Genomic DNA, 13,636 nt, shown 5'->3' on the forward strand with positions numbered 1-13,636 from the left:
AGTATATGGCTGATAATAACCATTTTTAAAAAAGCTATGAATTAATTAGTTGACGTTGAGTACTATTAGCTAAATTCCTTAATACTGCTCTCTGTATAGCTTTTTCTTAAATCTATTATATTTTATTCATAAAAAATAAAATTACTGTTAATTTTAATTTTAATTTTTCGTTATATTAAATATTTGCAGATAAATCTATAACACGTTGAAATTGACCAAGTGAAACAAGGTGTGAATATATCGCCTCTAGCATCCCTTGTTTTTGCAAAGATAATAAAGACTCATCATCTAGAGATTTTAATAAATCCCTATCAACAGAATAAAGGCCTGAAATTTGCTTTTTTTGACCATCACCTAAATCAAATTTAAAAGAACATTCAGTGAGTAGCCCAAGTTCTACCAGTCGACTAGTGAACTGTGTTGATAACTCCTCTTGTCGAGCAAGTTCTTTTAGTTCAACTTGCTTATAAATCAAATAGTCAGAAGGTTCTCCTACATTGTCAAATAGTGCTTCACCATTCTTTTCTGTATTTAATGCAGCGGTTTCAACAGCAAGAAAAACTTGACCTTCAGGCGTTTTAGCTAGCGTGAATGGGTGTTTTTTAACATGTTGAGGCACGTACATTGCATTGAAATGACCATCGTTGTAAAAAACATTTCGACCCGATTCAAGCCCTAAAATAGCAACCATTTTAAATGGGTTCTCATCGCTTGATTTCATAAAGCATACAGGAAAATTGAGTGCTACTTTTGCAATTTCAATAGGGGTGATAGGAACAACATGCTGATCCTTTATATGTGAAAAATTAGCATCAACTTTTACATACTGCCCTTTGTGTTTTTCCACGTTAAAAACTTCAAATTTATCTGACATTAAACACCTATTAATATATTATTATTCACTTAAAAATAGCACGTATAAGAGGTAATTTAAAGTATGCAAATAGATAGATTAAGTATTAATAACATAAAAAATATACAAGAATTTTTGTGCAATTTAAATGAGCCAATTATAATAACAGATTTATTTTCTAATTGGCCAAGTGTTACACTTGCAAAACAATCACCTTTAGCACTTCTTAGAAGCCTTGTTACTCAAGCATCTACTGAATTAGTGGATACTTTAATTATTGACAAGAAGTATAAAGGCCTAATTGGTTATACTGATAATAAATTTAAAAATTACACTTTCGAAAAACACAATGCACCACTTATTTCTGTACTTAAAAAATTAATAATTAATTTTAATAATCAAGGTTCAGATACTATTGCAGTGCAAAGTGCACTAATAAATGAATGTTTACCTGATTTTTGTATTAAGAACTCTGCACCTAAATTTTTAGCTAACGTTCCTCCTCGTATCTGGCTAGGCAATGCTGCTACGGTTCCTGGACATTATGACACTGAACATAATATAGCCCTAAACCTCTGTGGTAAAAGAACTTTTTATTTGTTACCCGCAAATGAAATAAAAAATCTTTACGTAGCACCCATTGATAGAACTGTGGCTGGCCCTGCAATCAGCTTAGTGGATTTTGAAAACCCTGATTTTGAAAAGTATCCAAAGTTTAAAGCCACAAAGGAGAAAGTGTTAACTGCAAGTTTAGAGATCGGTGAAGCTCTCTATATACCTCCACTTTGGTGGCATAATGTAAAAGCCATTGATCCTGTTAATATACTAGTAAATTATTGGTGGGATCCGACATCTACAAAATCGGATTTAGGATTAGAGGCAACAGATAGTTTATTACATAGTATATTAACACTTCGTAATTTGCCTGAATCACAGAGACTTGCTTGGCAAGCTATTTTTTCTCATTATGTATTTGAGAAAACAGATGAATTTAAAAATAAAAGTAATGAATATCACGGTATTCTTTCAAACTCTCATGAAAGTCTAAAGTCAGTTGCAAGTGCATTAAAAGAAAGAATGAAATAGTAAAAATAAAAATGCCGCTATACAGCGGCATTTTTTTACACTCTGTTCAATTAGAATCGGAAGTTTGCACCTAGTACGAATCTACGACCATTTTGGTAGATAGATAGTACACGATCTTCACTAGTGTTGAACTCAACAACTTTTTCATCAGTTAAGTTTATAGCTTCTAATACAACCGAAATATTTTCAGTTACATTATAAGTAGTACTAAAATCTAACTGTCCGTAGTCATCATTCCACAATTCTGTACCTGATGAATGAAGTCCTTTGTACCATTTAGTACGATAGTTATACATTGCACGAACAGAAAACATATCATTTTCATAAAATGCAGAAGCGTTTAACATATTTTCTGATGCGCCCATAACTAAACCTGAACCAGGATTTGCTACATCACGTTCGCCATCATTATTTGCATCTGTGTATGTATAGTTAGCAGACACACCAAAACCATTACCTAAATCATACTGAAGTGATGCTTCTAAACCTGTTGTAGTACCACCTTCACCATTTGCAGGACGAGAAACTGTTGCTGTAACCCAGCTAGAAGTTTGCTGATCATAAAAATCTTGTGAAGATGTAGCTGTAGTTTGATAACTTTCAATATCTTTATAGAATAACGTTACAGCGAATAATGACGCATCATCAAAATAGAACTCCCAAGCGGCATCAAACTGATTTGCTATTTGTGGAGCTAGATTAGGATTACCGGCTTGTGCTGTAGGGTTGGTTTCACCTAAATCACCAGGCGCTGTAATTGGTGATATATCAAAGAAGTTAGGACGAGCCATTGTTCTAGCAGCAGAAAGGCGGACAATTTGGTCTTCGGCTAAGTCATATGACAAGTTAAAGTTAGGTAAAATCTCTGTATAGCTGCGAGATTCAGTAACCCATTCTAGTGTCGCAGGTGCTAAATCTGCATTTTCACCTGGATTTTTAACTGTTAATAGACTAAAAGAGTCTGAAGAGTATAAGTAACCTGAAGAGTCTTGATCTGTTCTCGCTACACGAATACCGATATTACCGCGGTAATCATCGCCAGAAAAATCACCTTGTACATAATAAGATGTTTTCTTTTCAACTACCTCAAAGATCTCGCCTAAATTTTTATGTACAGCATAAGATGCATTTGGACCTAAGCCAAGTTCTATCATTTGAGCGCTGTTATGGGTTAATTGTTGAGTGATATCACCGTTAACAACATCGGCACCAACGCTATCAGTACCTACCGCAAGATCACATTTAGCTAAGGTATCACATTGCGAAGACAAAATCTGGGCCATGTAATTAGGGCTTGTACCATCAGTTGCAACACCCCAATGCCAGCTATATGCATTTCTGTCTTGTGTACGTTTTTGATCGCGATATTTCACACCAAATTTAACAGCTGTGAATGCACCTAACTCTACAGGAACATCAAAGTCTACTTGTCCATATGACTCATCATCAGTTGTTGGTTTATTTCCACCCCAAATCCAACCACCATTAAATTTAGAAGGATCAGTACCATCAACCCCAGCATTTACTGTAGGTGTAGAGCCTGTTAGATCGAAGTTATAGTCACCTTGTCCACCATATTCCCATGATGTTTCATTCAAAGTACCACCTTCAGCTGCAGTAGTACCTAACTCAACATTCATAGAGAAAGAATCAGTTGCAAAGTCAACATCTAGGTGAATTGAGTTTGTATCTGTTTTTGAAATACGGTTGATGTGGTTCCAGCGAACATCGGTACCACCAGTGCCTTTTACTGCATTACTGCCTACGTATGTTAAGTCAGCCCCTGCGCCAGGATTCATAAGTAAGAAATTAGAGTTAGTGTTATTAACATCCATTTTCGAATCTAAGATGTTTAATGTTGCGCTAAAATCATCAGAAGGTGCAAACTGAATTGAACTGAAGAAAGTTGTTCTTTCACGATCTTGACGGAAAACAGGAACGCCCATAGTACGTGGAGTATAAGTACCGTCTGCTGAATTTGCATCCCAACCTAGTACTTCAAAACCTTCACGACGAACTGTACGGTCAGATTTTGAACCTGAGATCAAAATACCAAACTTTTCGTCTTCGTTTTTCCAAGAATAAAAGCCTTCAACTAATGGATCATGTTCTTCTGATGATTCTGAGTACTGGCTCTGTAACGTGATATGAGTAGTGCCAGAATCTAAATCGAGTGGTTTACGAGTTCTTAAAATAACAGTACCACCAATTGAACCTTCATCTAAGCGGGCTTCTGGTGATTTGTATACTTCAAGGCTACTTACAAGTGAAGAAGGTAGCATAGTGAAGTTGAAACTACGAGATGGGTTATCAAGTATAAACCAATCTGCTGTACCTACGTTTTGACCATTTAATAAAGTACGGTTTTTAGTCGGATCTGAACCACGAACAGTAATTTTTTCACCTTCACCAAACTCACGGCTAACACCAACACCTGTAATACGTGAAAGTGATTCAGCAACGTTTTTATCTGGGAATTTACCAATATCTTCTGCAGTAATGGAGTCGACAACAGCATTTGCAAAACGCTTATTGTTAATATCAGCTTTAGCTGAAGCGCGAATACCACGTACCTCAATGACTTCTACGTCTTCTTGAACTTTTACTTCATCAGCTGCGAATGCAGCACCAGTGAATCCGGCACTCATTACAAGACCGATATTTACTGCTAATAAGCTTTTTTTAAAATTTTTAGCTAACACAGGATTCCCCTTGAATCATTTTGTTGGTTTTATTTATCACTTCTGCCCAGTGATGATGACAGCGTTGTCATCTAGTAACAAACCATACACTCTAAATTACATTTGTGCTACATCTTTTTAGCCGTTTTGTGCAAAAAAATAGCTATAAAAATGCTAACCAATTGAATATTAATAGATTAAAAAAATAGAGTTTATAAATTGTTACAGTTTTACGGCGGGAATATAGCATGGTTAAGTTCAAAAAGAGAAAACCAAATGCACTGTTTTAGGTAATTTTATGATTTTAGATAAGTCTTAGTGTAAAAAAAACGTTCCACTTCAACTATACAGAAATGACATTTCGCTTATTTGCTGATAAAGATATAACTTTAGCTGGATGAACAAAAACACATCTTTTCACATTAATATTGCAGAAAAATTAGGGCAAATAATTTATCAAGGGGAATTTATTAATAGTTATCAATATCAATGACAGCGTTGTCATTTTGTATTTTAAAGAGTTACGCTATTAATGTCTACCTTTATTTTCCCCCATAGCCTACCCTTTTCATTGAAAATTTTAGAGAGCTATAGGAACCGTGAAAATTACTCATATAATTGTTCTATATGGATAATTTTTAATGTAGTTAGTGAAGTTTTTTAAACCACTAAGATGCTCATGTTTTTAATAAAGTAGGCATAAGTAGCCACATTTCAACAAACAACTAGTTAACTCACACTATTTGTGAGGCTTGTTATTTAGTGAAGATAAGTCACTTACAGATAGATCACATTACGCTCCAAACTTAATAATTGCCGGGCGTTATATAATAACAATCGACTTAAATATTTAACCATTCTAGCGAAGCTATAAATGGTCAGTAACTTAACACGATTGTATAACTGTTGTTTTCGATAAAAATAAATAAGCGAAAATAATAAAGATCTTGCAAGTGCGATACAGATAAATTTAGAAGAGAAACAAAAATGCAGGCTTTATAGCCTGCATTTTAAAGTTTGGGTCGATTGGGGTCGTTACGGAGCCCAATAAACTTCAATATTTATTGTTGGGTGATTTAAAACTGCACGTAGTGGCATGTCGTTTTCATCTCCACCGGCTTTTGCTGCTTTATATACAGCAAGCTTTTCTTCTCCACTGATCAGTAACTTAACCACTTTAGACTGCGCAATCGCTGCTAAAGTTAACGTCATACGTTCGGTAATATTCCCTGTTACTTCACTTTCAATAGCATTAATTGCACATACCAATTGTGATGTTTCAAGCCCTTGCTGTAAACCGCCCGCATGTGGAAATAATGAAGCGGTATGACCATCCGGTCCCATGCCTAATATAGTAACATCAAATGGACGTTTCAGTTGTTGGTACGCAGCTTCACATTCTGCACTACCCTGTTGCGCAGTCTCGGCATTATTTTTCATAGTAATGAAGTTAGCTGCCGCGCCATGATTTTGTAATAACGTGCTCTTAATAAACGCTTCATTACTTTTTTCATGTGCTACATCAACCCAACGTTCATCAACCATAGCAACATCTATCTTTGCCCAATCTAATGCTAGATTAGATAAGTGCTTATAAGCGGGTGCAGGTGATGAACCACCTGATACCATCAGTACGGCACGGCCATCAGCTTCAATACCGCTGACTAAACTTTGTTCAAGTGTTGTAGATAACTCAGCGGTTAATGCATCTTTTGAATCAAAAAATTTCTCTACGATGGTTGCCATTGTTATGCCTTATCGCCAGTGTTAAACCAAACATGGTTATTTTCAGCTAATAGTTCATCAGCATCATCAGGCCCCCAGCTACCAGCACGGTATAAAGCAGGCTTACCTTTTTCTTGCCAGCGCTCGATAATTGGGTCAATCCATTTCCAAGCTTGACGTACTTCATCACGGTGAATAAACAGGGATGGATTATTTGCAGCCGCATCTAACATCAAGCGCTTGTAAGCATCTGAATGGAAACCATTGCTATAAGCTTGCGATAGTTCAATGTTCATGGTTACCGGCTCTAATTGCATCTCTAAATTATCAAGACGCTTTGACATCAAGGTTAATTGAATTGTCTCTTCAGGCTGAAGGCGGATAACCAAACGGTTTGGTTCAATATTGCCAACATTATCACCGTAAACATTGTGTGATACTTTTTTGTATTCAACGACAATTTCGGCACAACGTTTTGCCATACGTTTACCTGTACGAAGGTAAAATGGCACGCCCGCCCAACGCCAGTTATCAATATGAGCACGAATAGCAACAAATGTTTCTGTTTTACTTGAACCTTCATTTAACTCTTCTAAGTAACCTGGGACAATTTTGCCATCCAAATCACCGGGTACATATTGACCACGAATGATGTTGTCATCTACATCCGTTGCAACAAGTGGGCGCAATGATTCTAATACTTTCAGCTTTTCGGTGCGAATGCTGTTTGCATTAAGTTTATTTGGTGATTCCATCGCGACTAAACATAACAATTGTAATAAATGGTTTTGCACCATGTCACGTAAAGCGCCGGCTTTATCATAAAAACCAGCACGGCTTTCAAGGCCAACAGTTTCAGATAAACTGATTTGAATATTATCGATTGATTTAGCATCCCACATATTTTCAAATAATGAATTTGAAAAACGCAGTGCCATTAAGTTTTGTACCGTTTCTTTACCTAAGTAATGATCAATACGGAAGATTTGCTCTTCGCTAAAATATTCAGCAATTTTTGCATTGATCTCTTCTGCTGAATTACCGCAATAACCAATTGGTTTTTCAACAACGACACGTGATGTAGCAGTGATCAGACCTTTGCTAGACAGTATTTCACAGCAGCTACCATATACCGCAGGTGGAAGTGATAAATAGAACACCCGAGATTTGTCTGCATCATGCTCATCTAGTATTGTTTTTAATTTATCCCAATCATCGTCTGCTTCGGTTACATTCGTGACTACTGGCACCAAGCACGCTGAAAAAGCTTTCCAATCTTTGGCATTAAACTCACCTTTACCTAAAAATTCTTTTAGTGCTTGATGAGCTGTTTCTATGTATTCCGCACGTTTACTTTCTTCACGAACCGTCGGTAAAATACGCGAACCTTGTGGAAGGTTGCCTTCTTGATATGCGCGATACATTGCAGGTAATAATTTGCGTAATGCAAGATCACCACCGCCCCCAAAAATTACAATATCAAAAGGATTTAGCATAATTTACTCTCTACGTTTGCTATGCCCCGTTGTCGACTATCCACTATTGATAGTGCGGGCATACATTCTTGTTGTTTAGTTGATGTCAGCTTTTTGGCATCGTACTCGAGAAAAAGCCTGTTGAATTCGCTTGTTTTATCGCTGAATATTGATTCAGCTGTATTCATTTCAAACTGGTAATTAAATGAGTCTTAGGGGCTCTGTATATCCTCTCACAAATATACAGGCCCTAAGAACTCCAGCGCTACCCGTTCAAAGGTATTTGGTTGCACAGCAGATGTGTATCTGCTGTACGAATTTTTTATTGCGCTCGACGTTGTTTATAATAGCTCATTAAGCCATTTGTCGAACTATCATGTGGATGGTTTATATTATCATCCAGTAACTCAGCTTCAATTTTTGAGGCTAAGCCTTTACCGAGCTCAACACCCCATTGATCGAAAGAACAGATCTCTAAAATGATGCCTTGGCAGAAAATTTTATGCTCATATAAGGCAATTAAGCGACCAACCGTTTTTGCATCAACCGTATCTAACAGCATTGATGTTGTAGGACGGTTCCCACGGTGGATTTTATGATCAATTAGCGCGGCTATTTCAGCCTCTGATTTACCTTTTGCGGTTAAATCAGCGCGAACTTGCTCTGCATCAACCCCCATCATCATCGCTTCTGTTTGTGCAAAAAAGTTCGATAATAAAATGTCGTGATGCTGACCAATATTAACCTGAGGTTTAATAGAGGCAATAAAATCAGCCGGTACAATCACATTGCCTTGGTGCAAACACTGATAAAAAGCATGTTGACCATTAATGCCGGTCATACCCCAAATAATTGGCACTGTAGTATACGGTACGGTATTACCCGCAAAATTAACGTGCTTACCATTACTTTCCATTTCACCTTGCTGCAAATAAGCTGGCAACATGTGTAATGCTTGATCGTAAGGTAAAATAACCTGTGAGTCGAAACCTAAAAAGCTGGTATTCCATACGCTCAACAAAGCCATTAATAATGGTACATTTTCTGCAAATTCGGCCGTTTTAAAGTGTTCATCAACTTCAAAAGCGCCTTCAAGAATCGCTTCAAATGCATCAAAGCCTAAATACAATGCAATTGGTAAGCCTATCGCACTCCATAATGAAAAGCGACCACCTACCCAATCCCACATTGTGAATACGTTTTCATCAGCAATACCAAACGCTGCCGTTTTTTCTAAATTAGTGCTCACTGCTACAAAGTGCTTAGCAATAGCTTGCTTGTCATCGGCTGACTCTAAAAACCATGCAACGGCGGTTTTTGCATTGGTCATGGTTTCAGATGTAGTAAAGGTTTTTGACGAAATCACAAACAAAGTTGTTTCAGGATCGATGTCTTTCAATACTGACGCAATTTGTACGCCATCAACATTTGAAACGTAATGTACTTTTAATGAGTCATCTGCATAGCTTTTTAGTGCTTCAGTGGCCATTTGTGGGCCTAAGTTTGAACCACCAACACCAATGCTCACAACATCTTTCACGGCTTTACCGGTATAACCTAACCATTTCCCGCTACGTACTTTTTCAACGAACAACTTAATTTTTTGTAATTCAGCGTTAACCACCGAACTTACATTCTCGCCATCTACAACTAATGATGATGCACTACGGTTACGAAGTGCAGTATGAAGCACGGCTCTATCTTCGGTGATATTAATTTTTTCACCGCTGAACATTTTATCTCGCCAGTTAGCGATATCGCACTCTTGTGCTAAAGACAGTAACTGTGTCATCACACTGTTATCAATCAATTGTTTTGAATAATCAAATAAAACACCTGGGATCTGAGTCGAAAATTGCTCGAATCGCGTGCTGTCATTGGCAAATAAATCTTTAAGATGAACTTCCTTCATCTTATTTGCACTTATTTTTAATGCTTGCCAACTAGCTAACTGTGAACGACAACTCATTTTTAACATCCCCTTAAACTTGCAACAAACTGATTTATAACTATCTTTATATTAATAAAGTGAACTGATAGCGTATTAACTTACAAGGAAAATTAACCATAAGTTAGAATGACAACGCTGTCAACAAGCTACTTTTATATTTTACAATCGAGATAATAACGCACTTTTACTCATTTGACACCGGTATCATAAAAATTATCTCAATTATTTTACTGCTAATTTTACTGAACATTAGATACACTAACTGGTCTTGATGAAGAAATAATGAATAACACGTTTGTTAAGTCTACTTAGGTGTATTCTTATCAGGACCATGACAACACTAAAACAATAACCTAAAAGTAACTCTATGAAAGTAACTATAAATGATGTAGCGAGGCTCGCCGGGGTTTCGATGAAAACGGTTTCACGGGTAATAAATAAAGAACCATCTGTTCGTAAAAAAACTTACGATACAGTCATGGATGCTGTAAAAGAGCTGAACTATCAGCCAAATCTTGCAGCACGAAACCTAGCTGGTACGTCATCATTTACGGTAGGCTTAGTTTATGACAATCCTAATGCGTATTATGTGATTGATATGCAAAATGGTGTGCTTTCTCGCTGTAAAGACGAAGGCTATGAATTGGTGATCCATCCATGCACTTATACAGATGCAAACATGAAAGATGAATTTATCACCATGATAAAGCGCTCTCGCTTAGCTGGGCTTGTGCTTACACCGCCATTATCAGAGCAAAGTAGCATCACCAATTTACTCGATGAGTTAAATATTCATTACGTTAGGGTGTTATCTGGGCGACCATCAGATGATGATCAAGACACCTGTATTTATGTTAACGATTATAAAGCCGCGTATGAGATCACCACTCACCTTTTAACTCATGGACATGAAAATATTGGCTTTATCTGTGGCGATAAAGAACATAAATCGACGTCTGAACGCCTTGAAGGTTATAAAGCAGCGCTGGCAGATCATCATAAAGAATTTGATAAACGCTTTATTTACGATGGTAAATATTCGTTTGAGTCGGGTGTTGAAGGTGCAAAGCATTTGTTAGCAGAGAATAACACCTTGGCTATTACTGCTATATTAGGTGGCAATGATGAAATGGCCGCTGGCGCTCTATTTGCGTCACGCTTAATGGGTATTGCCATTCCTGAACAGTTATCTATTACTGGCTTTGAGGATTCTCCTTTCTCCCGTCAGACATGGCCAAAGTTAACTACCGCTCATCAAGCAAACGATGTTATCTCTCAACATGCAGCACGGTTATTATTTACCAAAACTCGCGGTGCTCGTAACCAAGATAAAGACATCATCACATCATTTACACCGTCAATTGTGATCCGTGAAAGTTCAGGTCCTAAACAGTAGCTACAGCCTTCACTGATAATAAATAAGGCGCTATAAGCGCCTTATTTATTATCAGTCAATTGCCAGTCTTCTGCCCTGTTATTATAACAGTGCCATTCCACCGCTGAGATTATACACGTCAGTAAAGCCAAGCTGAGATAAGTTAGTTGCCGCTTGTTTTGAACGATTACCACTGCGACAAAGTAAAATATACTTACCCTGTGGGCTCAATTGCCTGTCCACTAATGCATTTGCCATTCTACTTAGCGGAATATTCATCACTCGCGCGGGGCTAACTGCAAATAACTGAGGAATATTGTTTGCCCCATGTTCATATGGTTCACGGGTATCAATTAAATATACATCGCTTGCAGTTAACATATCTTTTGCTTGCACGGCGTTCAGTTCGTAAGCTCTACTGTATTTTAAACTGTCAGCATAACCACACAAAGTTGCAAATTTACATAAATTATCTTCATCGCTGCGCTGCTTGTTGTTAGCAAATTCAGTATCACTTAGTTCATTGTTCAATAATGCATGCAATAACGGCGTTTGCTGCTGTTGAACTTGCCAATTAATAGCAAAACATTGCTGGTAGTCATGACCAGAACAAATAACTGTCGACTCTGCTAAGCATGTTGATAGTTGACGTAATGAGTGTGCCATAGCTAACGCATCCCCACCGTCAATTGCAGTATTACCAAGCCCAGCAGGCAGCAGCAAATCACCGCAAAAGCAAAATAGCACTTGTTGAGAGTTGTTACACCGCAATAAATAACTAACACTATCTTGGCTGTGCCCGGGTGTTGCTAAGCGCTCAATGGTGCATTCAGGTAATGCAATACTCGTTTGCTGCACTGGCCACCCCAATTCATGCTCGTCTTGCAAACTGAATTTTAAGGCCTGAGCCAACAATGTAGTCGCACAGCATCGCTCTTGATGGGCATGTGTGTCTAAAATGGCTGCTACCGTTAAATTTTGTGTGTGTACTATTTTTTCAAGCCGCGGGATAAGCTCAATAATTGGGTCAATGATCACTGCTTGTTTATCTTGACTGACATACAACCAACAACACGCACCTTGATGTCTAAATTGTGTTAACCCTAATGCACACGCTTCTTGCTGTGGTGATGACGAATCTGAAACCACCAAACAATTAGCTTGTAATATTGGTTTAAGTGAACGAATACGCGCACAGGCAGTGGTTATTTCAGCCTGTGTTGTCGCCGGTCCAAATGATAAACGTATTGCATTTTCACTACGCCAATCACTCACGCCCATGGCATCTAACACAAAACTACGATTTGCGCCTGAGCTACAGGCTGAGCCACCACTGATACGAATACCTGCCGCATCGAACAAATCCATCACTTCTTTACTACTGAGTTCATCAACAGCAAAATTTAACGTTGTTGGTACTGACAATGCAAAAGTATGATTAAAGGTTATATTACCAAAGGTATCTACTAAAGCCTGATGTAATTGTTCACGATAGCCGTTTAACACATCTATTGATTTAAACGTATCGTTTGTTTTATCCAGCAATAAACAAAACAGTTTGTTAAGACCTGCTATACCTGGCAGGTTTTCAGTACCGGAGCGCATGCCACTTTCTTGACCACCACCGGCAATAAATGGCGTATAAGCACTGCCTTGACGAATATACAACACGCCTATACCTTTCGGCGCGTAAAGTTTATGGCCTGAAAATGGCGCGTAGTCAATCGTTGTATCACTAAGGGCCAATGCGGTTTTCCCTAGCGCTTGTACGCAATCCACCATCCACGCAACTTCCGTGTTATGTGCTCGTATTACCTTTTCAATCGCTTTTAAATCTTGATAAACACCGGTTTCATTGTTAACCGCCATGGTACAAATCATCAGTGCATCACCAGCGTGTTGAGCAATAAAATCTAAATCTAAAAGGCCATCACTCGATACCGGGATCGCAAGCACGGTTGCGTTTATACCCAATACGGCATTCCAATGTATTAATGTATTAGGTACTGCTTTATGTTCAGTCGCGCCATACAGTAATACTGGATTTGGTTTAGCATGATCTTTAGCTGCTATGAGCGTAGACACGACAGCTGTTTGAATTCCTTCGGTAGCCCCAGAAGTGAATAAAATATCCCCCTGCTGTGCACCTATCACATCACGTGCTTTTTGACGTGTTTGCTCTAATAAGTGTTTAGCTTGAATACCGGTAATGTGTGAAGAAGAAGGGTTACCAAAGCAGATTTGCATAGTATGCGAAACAACCTCTGCAATACAAGGTAGCACCGGTGTTGTTGCGTTTGCATCAAGGTAAATTTGTGACGATGAGTCAGTAGGTAATATTAAATCAGACATTAAAAAACGCACCATATTACTAAAAGATATATCTTATAACCCATTCTACATAAAATTAATGGGCCGCGTAAGAATCAATTAGTCTCTCAGGTGCGTTTTCTATACCATTTGATACTATACCCAAAATACCTAAATCTT

General features: G+C 37.9%; 8 protein-coding genes. 2 read left to right on the forward strand and 6 right to left on the reverse strand.

Translation table 11 applies throughout. The annotated features are described in order from the left end of the window. Positions 1 to 175 precede the first annotated feature (175 nt). The gene (locus H5180_RS10740; RefSeq protein WP_182758207.1) at positions 176 to 874 is read right to left on the reverse strand and encodes a SapC family protein; all 699 of its coding nucleotides are present in this window, start codon (positions 872 to 874) and stop codon (positions 176 to 178) included. 63 nt (positions 875 to 937) lie between these two features. Here H5180_RS10740 and H5180_RS10745 point away from each other — a divergent pair, with 63 nt between their 5' ends. After that, positions 938 to 1,939: a cupin-like domain-containing protein gene (locus H5180_RS10745; protein ID WP_145240977.1), complete on the forward strand. Its 1,002-nt coding sequence runs from the start codon at positions 938 to 940 to the stop codon at positions 1,937 to 1,939. Between the two features lie 50 nt (positions 1,940 to 1,989). Here H5180_RS10745 and H5180_RS10750 read toward each other — a convergent pair whose 3' ends face one another. From H5180_RS10750 to pgi, 4 genes are all read right to left on the reverse strand, one after another. Next, positions 1,990 to 4,641, reverse strand: coding sequence for a TonB-dependent receptor (locus H5180_RS10750; protein WP_182732318.1), 2,652 nt, complete (start codon positions 4,639 to 4,641; stop codon positions 1,990 to 1,992). Between the two features lie 1,014 nt (positions 4,642 to 5,655). Continuing rightward, positions 5,656 to 6,366 (reverse strand): 6-phosphogluconolactonase, encoded by a 711-nt coding sequence (pgl, locus tag H5180_RS10755; RefSeq protein ID WP_145240981.1) that lies wholly within the window; start codon positions 6,364 to 6,366, stop codon positions 5,656 to 5,658. 2 nt (positions 6,367 to 6,368) lie between these two features. Continuing rightward, positions 6,369 to 7,841 (reverse strand): glucose-6-phosphate dehydrogenase, encoded by a 1,473-nt coding sequence (gene zwf, locus H5180_RS10760; protein ID WP_145240983.1) that lies wholly within the window; start codon positions 7,839 to 7,841, stop codon positions 6,369 to 6,371. 301 nt (positions 7,842 to 8,142) lie between these two features. After that, positions 8,143 to 9,789, reverse strand: a complete 1,647-nt coding sequence (gene pgi / locus H5180_RS10765) for a glucose-6-phosphate isomerase (protein ID WP_145240985.1) — start codon at positions 9,787 to 9,789, stop codon at positions 8,143 to 8,145. 349 nt (positions 9,790 to 10,138) lie between these two features. On the opposite strand from pgi, the gene H5180_RS10770 reads away from it, so the two are divergent. Next, entirely contained in the window at positions 10,139 to 11,167 is a 1,029-nt protein-coding gene (locus H5180_RS10770) for a LacI family DNA-binding transcriptional regulator (RefSeq protein WP_145240987.1), read from the forward strand. Positions 11,168 to 11,248: 81 nt separating this feature from the next. On the opposite strand, the gene H5180_RS10775 is transcribed toward H5180_RS10770, so the two are convergent. Continuing rightward, positions 11,249 to 13,498, reverse strand: coding sequence for an aminotransferase class V-fold PLP-dependent enzyme (locus H5180_RS10775; RefSeq protein ID WP_145240990.1), 2,250 nt, complete (start codon positions 13,496 to 13,498; stop codon positions 11,249 to 11,251). Positions 13,499 to 13,636 lie beyond the last annotated feature (138 nt).

This window comes from Pseudoalteromonas sp. SR41-4, assembly GCF_014163985.1.
GTDB classification, from domain to species: Bacteria; Pseudomonadota; Gammaproteobacteria; order Enterobacterales; family Alteromonadaceae; genus Pseudoalteromonas; species Pseudoalteromonas rhizosphaerae.